At 42.3% G+C, this 15,558-nt stretch carries 15 protein-coding genes and 1 tRNA gene; 3 read left to right on the top strand and 13 right to left on the bottom strand.

The window, feature by feature from the left end; all coding sequences use genetic code 11:
* Positions 1 to 43: 43 nt before the first annotated feature.
* Positions 44 to 352, bottom strand: coding sequence for a DUF6506 family protein (locus OCU77_RS19875; RefSeq protein WP_048899003.1), 309 nt, complete (start codon positions 350 to 352; stop codon positions 44 to 46).
* A 186-nt stretch (positions 353 to 538) separates the two neighbouring features.
* Here OCU77_RS19875 and OCU77_RS19870 point away from each other — a divergent pair, with 186 nt between their 5' ends.
* Positions 539 to 1,012: a PaaI family thioesterase gene (locus tag OCU77_RS19870; RefSeq protein WP_048899004.1), complete on the top strand. Its 474-nt coding sequence runs from the start codon at positions 539 to 541 to the stop codon at positions 1,010 to 1,012.
* Positions 1,013 to 1,066: 54 nt separating this feature from the next.
* Here the strand turns inward: OCU77_RS19870 and OCU77_RS19865 are convergent, their stop codons facing one another.
* The 7 genes from OCU77_RS19865 to OCU77_RS19835 form a co-directional block, all read right to left on the bottom strand.
* Entirely contained in the window at positions 1,067 to 2,395 is a 1,329-nt protein-coding gene (locus OCU77_RS19865; RefSeq protein ID WP_239685972.1) for a heavy metal sensor histidine kinase, read from the bottom strand.
* Positions 2,396 to 2,415: 20 nt separating this feature from the next.
* The gene (locus OCU77_RS19860; protein ID WP_048899005.1) at positions 2,416 to 3,099 is read right to left on the bottom strand and encodes a heavy metal response regulator transcription factor; all 684 of its coding nucleotides are present in this window, start codon (positions 3,097 to 3,099) and stop codon (positions 2,416 to 2,418) included.
* Between the two features lie 188 nt (positions 3,100 to 3,287).
* On the bottom strand, positions 3,288 to 3,668 hold the full coding sequence (locus OCU77_RS19855; RefSeq protein ID WP_048899006.1) for a DUF3316 domain-containing protein: 381 nt from the start codon (positions 3,666 to 3,668) through the stop codon (positions 3,288 to 3,290).
* 112 nt (positions 3,669 to 3,780) lie between these two features.
* Positions 3,781 to 4,491, bottom strand: coding sequence for a 3'-5' exonuclease (locus OCU77_RS19850; protein WP_048899007.1), 711 nt, complete (start codon positions 4,489 to 4,491; stop codon positions 3,781 to 3,783).
* A gap of 4 nt (positions 4,492 to 4,495) precedes the next feature.
* Positions 4,496 to 6,355, bottom strand: a complete 1,860-nt coding sequence (locus OCU77_RS19845; protein ID WP_239685973.1) for a DUF294 nucleotidyltransferase-like domain-containing protein — start codon at positions 6,353 to 6,355, stop codon at positions 4,496 to 4,498.
* A 69-nt stretch (positions 6,356 to 6,424) separates the two neighbouring features.
* Positions 6,425 to 8,056, bottom strand: a complete 1,632-nt coding sequence (locus tag OCU77_RS19840) for a sodium/sugar symporter (RefSeq protein WP_048899009.1) — start codon at positions 8,054 to 8,056, stop codon at positions 6,425 to 6,427.
* Positions 8,057 to 8,537: 481 nt separating this feature from the next.
* Complete coding sequence (locus tag OCU77_RS19835; protein WP_048899010.1) at positions 8,538 to 9,278, bottom strand: TrmH family RNA methyltransferase; 741 nt, start codon at positions 9,276 to 9,278, stop codon at positions 8,538 to 8,540.
* Positions 9,279 to 9,438: 160 nt separating this feature from the next.
* Between OCU77_RS19835 and rlmE the strand changes: the two genes are divergently transcribed.
* Entirely contained in the window at positions 9,439 to 10,059 is a 621-nt protein-coding gene (gene rlmE, locus OCU77_RS19830; protein WP_048899011.1) for a 23S rRNA (uridine(2552)-2'-O)-methyltransferase RlmE, read from the top strand.
* A gap of 358 nt (positions 10,060 to 10,417) precedes the next feature.
* Here rlmE and OCU77_RS19825 read toward each other — a convergent pair.
* Both OCU77_RS19825 and OCU77_RS19820 read right to left on the bottom strand, forming a co-directional pair.
* Positions 10,418 to 10,508: transfer RNA gene (locus OCU77_RS19825), tRNA-Ser, on the bottom strand.
* 186 nt (positions 10,509 to 10,694) lie between these two features.
* A complete protein-coding gene (locus OCU77_RS19820) occupies positions 10,695 to 11,009 on the bottom strand; it encodes a DUF3081 family protein (protein ID WP_048899012.1) in 315 nt (104 codons plus the stop codon).
* A gap of 247 nt (positions 11,010 to 11,256) precedes the next feature.
* Here OCU77_RS19820 and OCU77_RS19815 point away from each other — a divergent pair, with 247 nt between their 5' ends.
* Positions 11,257 to 12,438, top strand: coding sequence for an amino acid aminotransferase (locus tag OCU77_RS19815; RefSeq protein WP_048899013.1), 1,182 nt, complete (start codon positions 11,257 to 11,259; stop codon positions 12,436 to 12,438).
* 76 nt (positions 12,439 to 12,514) lie between these two features.
* On the opposite strand, the gene OCU77_RS19810 is transcribed toward OCU77_RS19815, so the two are convergent.
* The 3 genes from OCU77_RS19810 to OCU77_RS19800 form a co-directional block, all read right to left on the bottom strand.
* Positions 12,515 to 14,236 (bottom strand): ATP-binding protein, encoded by a 1,722-nt coding sequence (locus tag OCU77_RS19810; protein WP_107302705.1) that lies wholly within the window; start codon positions 14,234 to 14,236, stop codon positions 12,515 to 12,517.
* Positions 14,237 to 14,238: 2 nt separating this feature from the next.
* Positions 14,239 to 14,778 carry a heme NO-binding domain-containing protein gene (locus tag OCU77_RS19805; RefSeq protein ID WP_048899014.1) on the bottom strand — a complete coding sequence of 180 codons (540 nt, stop codon included), beginning with the start codon at positions 14,776 to 14,778 and terminating at the stop codon, positions 14,239 to 14,241.
* 128 nt (positions 14,779 to 14,906) lie between these two features.
* The gene (locus tag OCU77_RS19800; protein WP_107302704.1) at positions 14,907 to 15,425 is read right to left on the bottom strand and encodes a hypothetical protein; all 519 of its coding nucleotides are present in this window, start codon (positions 15,423 to 15,425) and stop codon (positions 14,907 to 14,909) included.
* Positions 15,426 to 15,558 lie beyond the last annotated feature (133 nt).

Genomic DNA, 15,558 nt, shown 5'->3' with positions numbered 1-15,558 from the left:
AATGTGGCCATTAGAGGTGGGTTGTAACTGTTTTATATAGGGATCAGAATAACGCATCACCGCTGATAAAGTCTAAACATGGATGATTATCAAAGCGCACAGCTCCTACATGCAATCGTCCATTAGCGGCTTTTACCACATTAGCAACACCTTGGTGGCCAAATCCCCCACAGAGTTCAGCGGCTTTGATGCCTTCTTCAACTAATGCGTCTATTAATTCACAAGCTTGTTGGTAGTTAGAAACAGCAACTGTTTTTACGTGTACTTCATTGGTTCGTACCCAAGAATAGTCTTGAGAAGGATCTGCATTTGGCGCGACGAAAATAAAAGCGGCCTTAAAAATAGCGGGCATAATTTAGCTTCCTGTTGAGTGTTGGGAGCAATGCTACATTCAAGGTTGTGCTTGATATTGTATAAATTCGTCATCGGGCGCAACATTAGATTCCACTCGGTATAAGCAATAGTTTATAGCGTATGCCAATAACTAGGCGTATAAACAAGACATACCATGATGGGTATTAAGTAAAAAGAGTGGAAAATGGACAACCCAAACCAAAGTTTGTTACAAGCCGAAATAGAAAAGTGCGAACCGTTTAAATCGACACATTTAGTCGAGAAAGTGATTAAACACCAAAGTCATCAACATTGTATGCTATGTGGTACAGAGCCTACTTTTGGCTTAAAACTCGACTTTTATAATGATCAACATGGTGCGGTCTGGAGTAGAGCAAAAGGCAGCATACACCAGCAGGGCTACCAAGGCATTTTACATGGTGGCTTTATCGCATCATTGCTAGATGCGGGTATGTGCCAAGCGGTATTTAACCGAGGCATTGAAGCTGTCACGGGTGATATGAATATTCGTTATTTAGCAGAAATTCCCCTTAATGCTGAGATGCTAATTCGTGGTGCAATAACATCATCTTGTTTAACCCTCTATAAAGCTGAAGCTGGTATTTATGTTGGCCAGCAACTAGTGGCTAAAAGTACCGCTCGTTTTATGAAGCGATGAATCGCGGGTGGGAAGATTAAATGAGTAATTTGCTCTTCCTACTAAACTGGCGGTTTACATCCCATCCTTTTTCAACATTAAGCTAAATGCTGTTACTCGTTGGATCGAGCTAACACTAATGTCCCCACCATGTGCTTGAGTTATCGATTTAGTAATGGCAAGCCCTAATCCAGCCCCAACGCTGCTGGTATGTTTGCGCGATTTATCGGCGCGATAGAAGCGATCAAAGAGATAGGGTAGTGAACTAGCGGGAATAGGTTCGCCAGTATTGATGACTTTTATTACGTTGAAGTTGTCATCGGATGATAGTTGAATTGCAATCGCTGTATTTGAGTCACAATGGCGCAAAGCATTAGACAGTATATTGCTAATAGCACGTTGCAGCATTTGCTTGTCACCAAATTGGGCACCGCCTTCTGTTAAATTGAGTTCGACGATATCAATTGTGACATTTTTATCTTCAGCCAGTAATTCGTAGTATTCGATCAGTGGTTGAATAATAACGGCCAATGTAAGTGGTTCTTTATTGCTATGGAGTAGTTGATTCTCTGATTTAGCAAGATATAAGGTATCTCTAATTGTTTTGTTTAATCGCTCAATTTCTTCTGCATTGGAGCCGAGAATATCTTGATACTCATCGATGGTGCGCGCTGATGATAAAGCAACTTGAGTTTGCGTCATCATATTGGTGAGTGGGGTTTTCAATTCGTGAGCAATATCAGAAGAGAATTCACTGAGTCTATTAAAGCCACACTGTAAGCGATCCAGCATTTTGTTTTGTGTCTCCACAAGCTGAGAAAGCTCTACAGGTAGGTCATTGCTTGGTATGCGAATATCAAGTTGCCGAGTGTTTATATTGTTAAGGTAGCTTTGTAGTCCCTGTAAAGGTGCCAATCCTTTTTTAACGGTGAATATGGCGTAAACACTTGAAATAAGGCTACTGATAAGAAATGTCCAAATTAGCACTATATCTAATTCGTTGATAAAGCTGTTGTGGTAACCCGTGTTCACTGCCAAGACAATGGCATCGTATTGTGGATGCTTAATCTTGAATCTGAACCCCCTGTAACTTTCGCCACCTTCCTTCCATTCTAATGCATTCTGATGTGATAGTGCTGGGGGGAGAGGCTGGTTGGAATTGCTATAAGTGAGTGCCCCATCATGATTAATGACCCAAAGGTATGTGAAGTTTTCTGTCAGTGCTGGTGATGAATTGCTTTGAAGGTCATCTAATGTCGCAGCGACTGTCAAAAACTTACTATTGAGTAGTTGATAATCCTGAGCATAGAAATGATGTTTGATGGCATATTGGACAATTAAAGCAAAAGAAGCGAGAACTATAAAGGAAGAGGCCATGTACAGTGCAATCAACTTTGTTGCCATTGAATTTTTCAATGTCAGCCTCATACACTTAGCTCTTCAAGTTTGTACCCCATACCACGCACAGTGTGGATGAGTTTAATTGAGTAGGGTTTGTCTATTTTGGCGCGTAATCTTTTCACTGCGACATCAATGACATTAGTATCGCTATCGAAGTTCATATCCCAGATTGTTGATGCGATGAGTGTGCGGGACAAGACTTCCCCTTTTTTATTCAAAAACAGCTCAAGCAGTGAAAACTCTTTGGCGGTTAAAGCGATAGTATCACCACCTCGACGCACAGTGCGTTTTAATAAATCCAACGAGAGGTCAGCGATGGATAAGCTTGTTGCGGTTTTTGCGTGACCCGTTTGGTGCCTGAGGGCATTTTTGACTCTGGCCAGCAGTTCAACAAACGCAAAGGGTTTAACAACATAATCATTTGCGCCTAATTCAAGGCCTTTGACTTTATCATCTACCTGATCTTTGGCCGATAGCATGATAATGGGGGTATCTAGTTGGCTACCACGCAGTGTTTGTAATATCTGCCAGCCGTTTAACTTAGGGATCATGATGTCGAGAATAATGAGATCATAATGATTGCTGGTTGCTTGGTAGAGTCCATCGACACCATCCTGCGAGAGATCGACCACGTACCCTGATTCGGTAAAGCCTTTTTTCAAATAGCCGCCCGTTTTGGGCTCATCTTCTACGATTAATATTTTCATTCTTCAACTAGTTAAATTGCTGGGGACTTTATTGCTGTGAACGCGAAATTATCTTATCTCATCTAATATGATGAGGTCATTGGTTTTATGGTTGCTTGCTGGGGGTGATGATTCTGTTCGGTGGTCATTGCCTTACTATATGTAACCAGAGGCGCAATGATAGCCTCTGGTTAGTTTAACGGAATGAATTAGTTATTCGAATCGCGCTCAGGATAATGGAAGCTGACGTTTATTTTCCCTTTATAACTTATTTGGCCATCAGTATTCATAAACTCTTCTACTGTTACGTAACCACCTTCATTAAGGTGTATTTGGCGGCGATCTATGTTTACACCTGAGATTTTGAGTTTTTTGCTTAGTTCTACAGGCTTAGCTTTGTTGAGCTGATGAAGCTGGCTTAATCCAAGTTGATAGGCTTCTTGTTTGGTTTGAACCGCATCTGTTTTAATGGTTCGTGCCCCCAATCTTTCCACGACATTGCCTGCAGAGTAGCCAAACTGGCTTGCAAATACGCTTGTGCTTAATAGAGTGAGTGTTGCTGTCACTAAGGCTGCTTTGATCAGTTTCATTTGTTTTCCTTTACGGGTTCTTGGTTAACTTGAGTTCATTCTATTCCTTCGTTGATGACTTAAAGCGGGACTGAAACATGACATTTTTGTCATAATTCTGATGGGTATATAGCTAGTTCTGTGAGGCTTTCATTAACACTTCTAGCTGAGCGGGTGATGACCCAAATAAGCCATGCAATTGGGCAAGATAAAGTTCAGCCGTTGCAATAGCATCCATGAGGGCGTGGTGAGCAGGGTAGTCAGGAAGGTGGTAAGCCTTACGTATAGAAGCAAGGCGCCAGTCTGGTTTCCTTGCGCGAAGTTGGTTGCAGTATTGTTCAATTTTAAGTGTGTCTAGCCAAAGTACGGGGAGTGATGGTAACTGATAATGTGCTTGGATATGATGTTCTAAGAATCCTTTTTCAACCACACAACCGTGGGCGATCACGACTTTGCCAACCATTGCTTTGAGTAACTGTGAAAAAGCGAGGTTTTCTTCTAACCCTGCTTGGTTTAGCTGTTCGGGTAATAGGTGGTGAATGGTAGCCGAATGAGCCGTAATGGGGGATTGACTACGGACTAAATAATGGTGGCCAGTACTTAGGTCTATGATGCCTTTTTTTATCTCTACCCAGCCGATACTCAATACTGTGTTTTTCGTTGGATCTAGTCCATTGGTTTCAAAATCTATCACAATAATATCGAGCAATCTTGCGTCCGTGCGGTTGTCAGGAAGTGGGGCATTGACCAATGATAGCAAAGGTTCAGATTGGACCTGTGACGTTAGCAGGCGTTGCTGCGCAGCCAGTTGTTTTAATGGTGAAGGCTTGAACCAAGCGAACATATTCTTAGGCCCCAAACTTCATTTTTATTGCGTCCTGAAATCCACTTACGATTCTAAAAGCATCTTTTAAATGCTGGCGGCTAAAACTACCAAAATGATCTGGGTTTAATGCATTAGATAAAGGCTTGCCACTTCGTAAGCAGCGTAGGTGGTGGCTATAGCGTAATTGCATCACATATTGATAGGTACCAATTAGATCTTGATACGAACTGTCATTTATTGACTGTTTATCTAAAGCAAAACGTAAGCGGGCTTCGGTGGACAACATTTCTCCACCATCGTGAAGTGCATAGATCCGCGCGAGATCGACTAAGTGACCTATAGCGGCTTTCTTTATATCGAGGCGCCTGCCATTTTTCCCTTCTTTTTCAAGTACGAGGTTATTGAATATACCAAGAGGGGGCCGTGTTTTAAGGGCGTTTCTGACTAATGCTGACATTAAGCGTACATTGCCTTTAACCTGTGAAATCCGCTGTTTATCTAGTGTCTGAAAAAGCGTTTCGTCACCCGCAAGTGGGCGGATTTCTAAAAAGACCGTTAGGCTAAGCAACATGTCATATTCAGGGTTATTTGCCCATTTACGGTAATACTGCATCCACACATAGAGTGGCTGGCACCATTTGGGTGTTGCAGCCATGAAACGGCCAGTACAAAGCGTATAACCACATTCCGCGAGACCTTTGCAAACATACATAGCGAAGTGGTTGAAATAGGCGCGATCGCTGTCTGTTGCATTATCGTCGAGTACTAATGCGTTATCTTGATCGGAATTGAGGTGAATTTCTCCACGTGCATGTGACCCCGCTGCAAGCCAAACATAGCGACAAGGTGTTGGACCGAGCGCTTTTTCCGCTAAATGAATGAGTCGATGAGTAAAAGCATCATAAATCATTGTCAGTACCTGACCAATGAGCTGAGGTGGTAGGTTAGCCTCAGCCATTGCCTCAAAGATTGCTTGTCGCTCAATCGCCAATTTAGCCAGTTCTTCTAATGATTGACAGCACCCAATCTTTTCAATTAAAAAAACGGCTTGTACGCTATGCTTTTGCACCAGTAGCTGTGGGGTTATTAATCCAACGACCTGTTTATTGGCATCTATCACCGGCACGTTTTGGACGTTATGCTTCATCATGAGGCTGACGGCTGAAAGCACCAAGTCATCATTACCAATCGTCCAAGGTTGTTCAGTCATAATCTGGGTTATGGGTAAGGTGATATCTACTGCATCAGCCACAACGCGTTTTGTCATGTCTTTGTCCGTCACCATCCCAATCAAGGTGTTGTTTGCGTTGTTATCATCAAGGATAACTGCGCAAGAACTGTCTGTTTCATGACGCATGAGGCGAGCAATGTCCTGAATGGTCATAGAGGGAGATGCTTGAACAATATGAGTGCTCATAACTTCTTTAATTGGCTTGAAAAATAATCCTTTTTCTCTCTCAGACCATTGTACGTCCACAGTCGATTGCAATCGTTGGTTAGCGCTTAACGCTAATTGCTCAGTGACTTTGGGGTAATCGGTCACGTTGTGTAATAACGAGGCGTAATCGAAACGATAGATCAGGCAGTTTTCTAATGCATTCGCTCGATAGTTGTCATGTTCGAAGCTAAAGCCAAAAATATCTTTTTCGCCTAACTGAGCACGCAAACTGCCATCAGGAAGCCGTTGCTCAATCACGCCTGAACGGATAATAAACAGGTTTTGTTTTCGGGTACTGCTTGCAGAGAGTGATTCGCCTTTGCCGAGGAATTGGATTTCTGTGTTAGCGGCTATTTTATCAAGCACTTCGTTAGGGAGTGGGGCAAAAGGCTCTATCGTTTTGAGGAAAGCTACGATATTAGGCAGTAATGTTGAATCCATCATAGTGTCCGTAAATGAAAAAGCTCCAACCATTATGGCTGGAGCTGAAGATATAGGAGGAGGTAAGTAAAATTACCAGAATAGGGTGTACAGTACCGCTAACGCTATCATGATGCCGTAAGCCGCTAGATTGAAGCTGCGGTCAGTTGCGAACATAGATGCAGTTACAGAAATGCCTTTTGGATCGTCATCGTTAACCGATGTGCTTAAGCTGGTGAATGCAATCACAACAAGGGTAAACAGTAATGTGTATAGCATTTGATCCATGAATGGCATTGATAGTGGCATCACTTTCAAGAACAGTGCGAATGGGATTGAGCTTACCACACCGATAATGGCACCTTTGCTGGTGGTTTTCTTCCAGAATAGACCCAGTAAGAACACCGCAAGGATACCTGGGCTTACTAGGCCTGTATATTCTTGAATGTATTGGAATGCTTGGCCAATGCCGCCCAACATAGGTGCGACTAGACACGCAATAATCAGTGCTGCAATGGCTGCCATGCGACCAACGTTAACCAGTTTGTGATCGCCAGAGTTAGGCGCAATGTATTCTTTGTAGATGTCCATCGTAAAGATGGTCGCTGTTGAGTTAAGCATTGATGCTAAAGAGGAAACAATCGCAGCGGCTAATGCTGCAAACACAATGCCTTTCATACCGACAGGAAGAAACTGCGTCAGCCAAGGATATGCTTTATCTGCGTGTGCGGCACTAGGCATGTTGTTTTGTGCAATGCTACCTAGGTTTGCCATCAATTCAGGATCATTGGTGATAACGTAAGCAGCAATACCAGGTAGCACCACAAGGAAAGGAACAATAAGTTTAAGGAATGCAGCGAATACAATCCCTTTTTGTGCTTCGGCAATCGATTTAGCCGCCAAAGTACGTTGGATGATGTACTGATTGAAGCCCCAGTAATATAAGTTAGCCACCCATAAGCCACCGATAAGCACAGCGATACCTGGCAAGTTCATGTATTGCGGGTTACTTTGATCTAGGATCATTTCAAAGTGTGCAGGTGCCGCTTCAGCCATTTTGAATAGGCCGCTAAACCAACCTTCATCACCACCGATGTAACTGACAGCCATGAAGGTTGTCATGAAGCCGCCAAGTACTAAGAAGAAGACTTGGATAACATCGGTCCAAACGACAGCAGAAAGACCGCCGTAGATAGAGTAAACAAGGGCAAAAAGAGCAAGGCCAATAATAGAGTACATCAATGGAATACCAAGAATGGTTTCCAGCGCCAAGCCACCAAGGTAAAGAACGGACGTTAAATTAACGAAGATATACAGTGCAATCCAAAAGATCGCTAAAATGGTTTTTAACTGTTTATTAAAACGCTTTTCGACAAATTCAGGAATGGTGTATATCCCTTTGTCGATAAAGATAGGTAGAAAATACTTACCAACAATAATAAGCGTAATGGCAGACATCCATTCATAAGATGCGATGGCAAGGCCAATTGAGTAGCCAGAACCTGACATCCCGATAAACTGTTCTGCAGAAATATTGGCAGCAATCAGTGATGCACCAACTGCCCACCAAGGTAGAGATTTACCAGCAAGGAAGTAATCCTCAGTACTTTTTTGTGCCCCTTTCTTATCACGAGATACCCAAAGGCCTACACCAATAATAATGGCGACATAAAGTGCAAAGACTGTTATGTCGATAAAGCTCAGACCATTTTCCATGTTCAACATTATTTTGTTCCTGTTGTATTGTTATCTGCGCAAGATTGTAAACGTTTACCCTTGGTGAAATTGTTACAACTGTCACATCTGTTAATATTGGTACGTAAATCGATATTTTTGGGTGGTTATTGTGGCTTTGATGCCAAAACAACCCATTGGGGTCATATTCTCATTATGCTTCCTTGTGAAAGCGATTACACAGGTGTGGTTATAAATGAGGGAGGAGGGCGGTTTTTACAATCGGTCTTTTTGTGTTATTTGCATCATCTAAAGTCACTGTCTACATATACGAAAAAGCCAGCAAGTTATGCTGGCTTAATTTATATGACGGAGTGCTACGTGTGATGGAATATTCACTTAGCCCCTTTTGCGGAGGCTTATGATCTGAATGTTGGAAGAAGCGAAATAACTTCAAACAAGTAAACTCTGTCGCTCAATATATTTTTTACTATAAGGGGAAATCAATTTATGAGCAGTTGTAATAGTGCATTTATATCGATAATTGATAAGCACATATATTAACAGCACTAGCCAAGTTTAATGAATCAATCTTGCCGCTACCTGCGATAGTAAAAGGCTGAGCGTTACAATCAGCTAAAGCTTGTTTTGGTACGCCACGGGCTTCGTTACCAAATAGGTAACATTCATAGTCGGAAAACTGGGGTGTATTAACCTTATCACCCTGCATATCAAGATAAGCAAAACGTTTAAAACGCTGATTTAACTCAGTAAGCTCAACGCCTTGCTCGATAGGCAAGTGGAAAATAGCTCCCATGCTTGAGCGCACGACTTTTGGATTGTAGGGATCGACGCTGTTGTTACTTAATAACAAGCGAAAATGCCCAAACCACGCTAGGCTACGCAAAATAGTGCCTAGGTTGCCAGGATCTTGTACTTCATGTAAGTAGATACAACGCTCACCATCTTGTAGAGGTGCTTTCTCTGTCTGAGCGGGTAAAGGAACACAGGCGATGATACCTTGTGGTGTTTTGGTATCACTCAGTCCAGCCATCTGTTTTTTATTTATCTCAATGATCGTGTAAGAGTGATTGAGCTGCTGTGCCCATGCTTGATACTCATCAGTCACATATAAAATGGTGTTTTTTAGATAGGGCTGAGCCAGTGCTGCTTTATCCAGTTCGAGGATGAGGTGTTCCCCTTCGACTAAATAGTGGCCAAACTGCTCACGGTATTTTTTTTGATGCAGCTTCTTTGCATTATCCAGTTTCATAGATGGTCCAGTTTCATATATTGTGCCTTACCAAGTTTTCGCAGGGATTGTACTCTTTTGTTTAGCAAAATGTCACCACTGGAAGTCAGGAGATATTTGCAAAACAACAGGACATGATTACAATAGCGCTCCTATATTTTACCAGCACGGCGAACAACCTATGGCACGTTCAAAAACCAGTAAAAAATGGCTCGATGAACACGTTAACGATCCTTATGTAAAAAAAGCTCAAGTCGATGGTTATCGATCGCGAGCAAGCTATAAGTTGATTGAAATTAACGAAAAAGATCAGCTGATCAAGCCGGGAGATATCGCTATGGATCTTGGCTCTGCACCAGGCGGTTGGTCGCAGATTGTCGCTCCGATCGTTGGGGATAATGGCAAGGTGATCGCCTCTGATATATTGCCTATGGATAGCCTGATGGATGTCACCTTTATTCAGGGCGACTTTACTGATGAAGCTGTGTATGAGCGTATTTTGGAAACCCTAGAGGGCAAAGGGGTTGATGTGGTTATCTCGGATATGGCACCTAACTTGAGTGGCGTAAAAACGACTGACCAATATAGCTCCATTTATCTTGTTGAGTTGGCTCTGGATATGGCGCGTAATGTCTTAAAACCGGGTGGTAACTTTTGTGCTAAGGTTTTCCAAGGCGTTGGCTATGAAGAGTATGTTAAAGATGTCCGAAGCTCTTTTAGCAAAGTAATTATTCGTAAGCCTGCAGCTTCACGTCCACGCTCTCGAGAAGTATATGTGGTAGGTAAAGGGTTTAAAGGGTAGCGCAATTCAATTTACTCCCCTTTTATACTTTTTCATTACGATAAATGTGGCGAGGTTAGAAATCTTATTTAACTTTCTAACCTTTCCTCATTCCCTTTTCTTGTATTGGAAGTTTGTTTTTCTACGCCATTCCATTCATCCAGATCATCGGATGGTGCTATAACTTCAACACTATTAGCAAAATCGTATAAAGCTCTGCAGCTTATCTTTAATCACAAAGTTCGGATGAAAAAATGCTGAAATTTCAGCGTTTTTTTAATAGGGTGGAGTGCTTTGGGGCGGCGGATTTGGAACAAATCCTTTTCACGTCAGCTCAAACGCAAAAAAGGCGCTAATAAATTAGCGCCTTTCTTAAATGTGGCGGAGAGATAGGGATTTGAACCCTAGATACGCTACAAACGTATGCCGGTTTTCAAGACCGGTGCTTTCAACCACTCAGCCATCTCTCCGTAAGTGCGGTGAATAATATAGATGAAGCTGGTGTCTGTAAATAGGCTAGCGACGTGACTGTTGGGGTTTTAAACACTTTGTGTTTTCAGTGAGTTATTTGGCTTTGATGTGTGCACTGAGGTGTTGGTTATTTCAACAAAGTCAGCATGTTAGAACAAACATGCTGACAAATTATGTGGGTAGAATTAGTAAGTTTCATCCAAAATAACCAGCTTTTTCATAAAAGCTTGGATTTGAGTTTCATTGTTGCTGTGAAAATCTGTCGTTGTTTGGTTAATCACACCTTCAGGATCTTCATTGGCAGTATGGAAGTGGTAAGTATTGTGGAAATTAATGTCCAAGCTGACGTTGTCATCGGCAAGTGTGATGCTATAACCATCATAACTCTCCTGACAGGTTATTCCGTCTAACTGGCTTCCTTTTTCACCTATGATTTGACCTTGTGATTTTATTTTTTCGCATACACTTAGCAGCGTACGAACATCAGCATTGTTTCTCATGACTGCCTCCTCAATGTGCATATTTCCATTTATTTCTTTACTTACTCTTACTGTAGAACGCTGGTAGCACCTTTCCACTGTAAGTTGAGCTTTCATTAACTAAGATCAAATAGAATACCTTCAGATGTCACACTTTCTCGCTTTTATGCGCCAAAATAGTGGTTGTTGAGAGTGAATAACACCGTGATATTTTTAACGAGTGTGATACTTTGAACATATTACTAGCCTGAAATGGAATTTTTACGCAATGTTTAAACAACTTAGCCCTGCACAATTAGATCCTATTTTGTCGCTTTCATTAGCATACCGTGAAGATGTGCGAGCAGATAAAGTCGATTTAGGTATTGGCGTGTACCGCAATACTGCCGGTGAGACACCTATCATGCAGGCTGTTCAAAAAGCACAGCAATTATTGTTAGCCGAGCAAACCACTAAGGCCTATGTTGGTTTAGCGGGCGATGAAGTATTTAACCAATCCATGATGGATCTGTTGTTGAAAGGCACATCAGCGTATTCTCGAGCTGCTGCGGTACAAACGCCAGGTGCGAGTGGTGCACTGCGAATGCTGGCTGATTTAATGCACATTGCTCAGCCTGATACCACGGTTTGGTTAACAAACCCAAGTTACGTTAACCATAAACCTGTGATGGAAGCGGCAGGCTTAAAAGTTAAGTTTTATCCTTACTTTGATAAGGCAACAAAACAAGTAAATAGCCAAGCCATGTTAGCTGAGTTGGCGAAAGCAGGCCCGAAAGACGTTGTGCTATTGCATGGTTGTTGCCATAACCCAACGGGTGCCGATATCACTTTTTCAGATTGGCAAGCTATAACCGAACTGGCTAATAAGAACGGCTTTTTGCCATTTGTTGATATTGCTTATCAAGGGTTTGGTGACGGCCTTGAGAAAGATGCTGCGGGCTTACAGTTCCTTGCTGATAACGTTGAAGAAATGATCATTGCGACATCTTGCTCTAAGAATTTTGGCCTGTACCGCGAACGAACAGGCGCAGCCATTATCGTGAGTGATTCACTGAAAGAAGCACAGAAAGCGAAAGGGCGAATTTTGAACCTAGCGCGTTCAACTTATACTATGCCGCCTGATCATGGTGCTGCTGTTGTTGCCAAAATTTTACAAGACGAAGTACTAACACAAGCTTGGAAAGCCGAGTTAGTAACAATGAATCAGCGCTTATTAAATTTACGTACTGGCTTGGTGAAAGCGATTCAAGCTGCTGGCTCGAATGAATTTGATTTTATTGAAAAACATAAAGGTATGTTCTCGGTAACTGGATTGTCCCCAGAGCAAATTGGCCGTTTACGTGATGAATTTGCTGTTTATGCTGTGGCTGATGGCCGCGTCAATATTGCGGGCTTGCAAGAGCAAAAAATTGATTACCTTGCCAATGCACTAGTGACAGTGTCACGCTAGTTACTCTATATAGCTGATTGCCACTTTATTATATCTTTTCATTGAAAGTGACGATGATAGAGCTGGGGTGGGGGTACTATAGCCCCCATTTTTCTATTATGTTACGTAATTCAGATGACTGATAAGGCTTGCAGAGAATATCGTCCATCCCTGCATTTAAACAATCCTCTCTTTCTGCTGTTGTTGTTCCTGCTGTTAATGCCACTATTGGCTTGGTATAACCTTGCTGGCGTAAAGTTTTGGTGGCTGTATAACCATCCATGGTGGGCATTCGACAATCCATCAAAATAAGGTCGAACTCCGTGTTCTCAAGTGTATCGAGAGCAATTTTCCCATTGTCTGCAATTTCAGGTTCTATTCCCATTTTGTTGAGCATGAGTTTGATGATCATCTGGTTAGTTTTTAAATCCTCAACGACTAGAATGGAGAGCTTGTCGAGTGGCTTAGAGATAGGTTTTGCGGTGGTTTCTTCTACTATCGGTTGATGATCGTGAATGGCAAGAGGGAGGATTGCTGTAAAGGTAGAACCTTTGCCTAAATCGCTGACAAGGGTGATCTCACCGTCCATTTGTAAAGTGAGTTGTCGACAAATTGCCAGCCCTAAGCCTGTACCTTCGTGGTTACGTTTACTTGAAATGTCCACTTGGCTGAAGGGTTTAAACAATTTACATTGTTGGTCGATGGCAATACCACAGCCAGTATCTTTGACTGAGAAAACAAGCTGTTCATCTCGCCAGTCAATGTGTGCATTAACGCTACCGTACTGCGTAAATTTGATCGCATTACCAATTAGGTTTACGAATATTTGTTTAATACGATCTTCATCGCCGATGAGATAAGGAGGGATGTTGTCATTAATGGTGACTTTAAAATCAAGCTGTTTTTCAGATGCACGATGCATGAAGACGGCTTGAAGCTTTTCGGCTATGGAGTAAGTATTAAAAGGGGCATTAATGAGCTCTAGCATACCAGCATTGATCTTGCTGTAGTCCAACAGATCATTAATGATCGCGCGGAGTAATTCACCAGAGTGGTTCAGTGTTGTGAGTAATTTGCGTTGGTCAGTATCGAGTGAGCTTTCACCGAGCAATTCAGCCGTGCCCAGTAAGCCATTGAGTGGGGTGCGGAGTTCATGGTTTATCATTGCAAGGAAATCGCGTGTCGCTTGCTCCGAGGCCTCAGCACGTTCACGGGCTTGTATTGCCAAAGCAAGGGTTATATGGCGGCCTATGGTAGTTCGCAGCATTTCGCCGAATAGCGCGATATGCTTTTGGATCGTCGCTAACCAAGAACCGTTTGCTTTGATTCTGGCGGCAAAAAAGCCCACTATTTCATTATGATAAGTCAGTGCAACCCAATATATCCCTTCTGTCTCATCCCAGTAGCTTGAGGTGGATTGTAATGCCTCGGGGACAACCCATTGTTGGCGGCGGCCACTAAAAAATTCGCCATTAAAATCCATCGTACTTAGGGGATTAATATGCATGCAAACCGCTCGTACAGAATGGCTATCAACCAGTTCATTGGCGAGCTGATTGAGTAAGCGGGGGGTGAGTGATTGCGAAAGAAAGCGTTGGCCATAGCTAAGCAGCATAGTTTCAATTTTTGTTTGGTATGCCAAACGTTCAGAATCTAGCTCTGCTTGTTCTTTTAGCTTTTCGGCTGAATGCTGCAATAGTTGGTTAGCATTGTATAAATCGAGACTTTTTTCTTCTAACAGTTTCTCAGCCGCTTTGCGGGCTGACTTTTCTCTGTCGAGCTTTTTTAGTAATAACTCAATGTGCCGTTGCTCGTTCATAGTTAGCTAGCCACTAACTGAATATGGAAACGAACATGGCTTTGATCTGGCTTGATAGCGTCCATTTCAACATGGATTTTTTGATTAAAATGGTCAGCACAACCTTGTATCAAGCCAAGGCAAACATGCGACATACAGCGAGCTGAGTGGTAATCCATCGTCATGATTGAATTCGTTTCAGAAATAAAATCAAAACGAGGTGGTGTCGCATCAGGGTAGAGTTTTTTTACTTCGATATGGATATGTTCTTCTACCTTGCGAATAAAATCGAAGGTGGAGGTTTTATCATTAATAGGGATAGGTAAACTTTTAAGTAAGCGTGAAAAAACGGCTTTGCCGTAAACTTCTTGTAAATCAGTGGCGGGAACGTCAGTGATTTTACTCAATGTGATGATCAGTTTAACGAGATCTTTATGGTCATAACTTCCTACAGCTGTATAGCTGCCTTCATCAAAGGCTTCATCTAACATCTGTTGGCAAATTTCCAAGCCAAACGCGTCTTCAACGATATCGAGAAATTCGGTGAAAATGATCCCTTTCATTGCGCTTTCCTATTTTTATTCCCTGTACCGCAAGTATGGTAAGTGAAATAAAAATCGTCAAAAATCAATTACAAAAAGAGATGATATGAAACAAGCTGACCATTAGGTCAGCTCATATAGAAGGGAGATTACAGCGCAGTTTGCTCTAAGTGAACAGATTGATTAGTGGGCGCGACTTGAGTGGATAGGTAAGCGGTCATTTCTTCTATTAAATCATCTTGATTTGGTAAAGGGAGCGCATGAACATCACAAATCAGAGCGTCCTCTTTGTTTTGGAATACCATGCCACATGCAGCTGGCTTTCCTTTGAAAAAGCCGACAAATAAGGTTGCTGCTGAATCGGTTTCAAGCATTATTTGGGTGAGGTATTCCATTACAGCTTCTCGTTGTTGCTCATCGTTCCAAAAGCTCGCTAACGTCATGGCATAACGAATTGTTAGCGGATGGCAATCAACGGGATAGAAAGAGAGGCTGTTAGTACGAGCCGTAAGCGGTAAAACGAGTTGTGAAGTAGAAGATGAGGCATGAAGTGCTTGGTACAAAGCTAAACCGCTTTCACTCAATGCGGTAGGGTATTCTGCATCAGCGACGTGACTTGCCATCCAAGTATTTTTTGATTCTTTTAATTGCTCAATCATTAACTGCATAAATTCGTTTCTGTTGTTGAGATGTCACCACCTTACCGTAAATAAAATCAGCATGATATGGTTTATCAACAAACAATTCGAATTGATGGTATTTAGACCGTAATAGCAGCAAACGACGCTGGTGTGGCGACAG

The organism is Photobacterium swingsii (genome assembly GCF_024346715.1).
Taxonomy (GTDB): domain Bacteria; phylum Pseudomonadota; class Gammaproteobacteria; order Enterobacterales; family Vibrionaceae; genus Photobacterium; species Photobacterium swingsii.
This window is presented reverse-complemented; position numbering and strand designations above follow the sequence as displayed.

What these genes read in the sequence shown, in the direction of transcription:
- OCU77_RS19875 (WP_048899003.1), bottom strand. Translation starts at nt 352, where the DNA reads ATGCCCGCTATTTTTAAGGCCGCTTTTATTTTCGTCGCGCCAAATGCA.
- OCU77_RS19860 (WP_048899005.1), bottom strand. Translation starts at nt 3,099, where the DNA reads ATGAAAATATTAATCGTAGAAGATGAGCCCAAAACGGGCGGCTATTTG.
- OCU77_RS19850 (WP_048899007.1), bottom strand. Translation starts at nt 4,491, where the DNA reads ATGTTCGCTTGGTTCAAGCCTTCACCATTAAAACAACTGGCTGCGCAG.
- OCU77_RS19800 (WP_107302704.1), bottom strand. Translation starts at nt 15,425, where the DNA reads ATGCAGTTAATGATTGAGCAATTAAAAGAATCAAAAAATACTTGGATG.
- OCU77_RS19820 (WP_048899012.1), bottom strand. Translation starts at nt 11,009, where the DNA reads ATGAGAAACAATGCTGATGTTCGTACGCTGCTAAGTGTATGCGAAAAA.
- OCU77_RS19815 (WP_048899013.1), top strand. Translation starts at nt 11,257, where the DNA reads ATGTTTAAACAACTTAGCCCTGCACAATTAGATCCTATTTTGTCGCTT.
- OCU77_RS19810 (WP_107302705.1), bottom strand. Translation starts at nt 14,236, where the DNA reads ATGAACGAGCAACGGCACATTGAGTTATTACTAAAAAAGCTCGACAGA.
- OCU77_RS19865 (WP_239685972.1), bottom strand. Translation starts at nt 2,395, where the DNA reads ATGGCAACAAAGTTGATTGCACTGTACATGGCCTCTTCCTTTATAGTT.
- OCU77_RS19805 (WP_048899014.1), bottom strand. Translation starts at nt 14,778, where the DNA reads ATGAAAGGGATCATTTTCACCGAATTTCTCGATATCGTTGAAGACGCG.
- OCU77_RS19840 (WP_048899009.1), bottom strand. Translation starts at nt 8,056, where the DNA reads ATGTTGAACATGGAAAATGGTCTGAGCTTTATCGACATAACAGTCTTT.
- rlmE (WP_048899011.1), top strand. Translation starts at nt 9,439, where the DNA reads ATGGCACGTTCAAAAACCAGTAAAAAATGGCTCGATGAACACGTTAAC.
- OCU77_RS19835 (WP_048899010.1), bottom strand. Translation starts at nt 9,278, where the DNA reads ATGAAACTGGATAATGCAAAGAAGCTGCATCAAAAAAAATACCGTGAG.
- OCU77_RS19870 (WP_048899004.1), top strand. Translation starts at nt 539, where the DNA reads ATGGACAACCCAAACCAAAGTTTGTTACAAGCCGAAATAGAAAAGTGC.
- OCU77_RS19845 (WP_239685973.1), bottom strand. Translation starts at nt 6,355, where the DNA reads ATGATGGATTCAACATTACTGCCTAATATCGTAGCTTTCCTCAAAACG.
- OCU77_RS19855 (WP_048899006.1), bottom strand. Translation starts at nt 3,668, where the DNA reads ATGAAACTGATCAAAGCAGCCTTAGTGACAGCAACACTCACTCTATTA.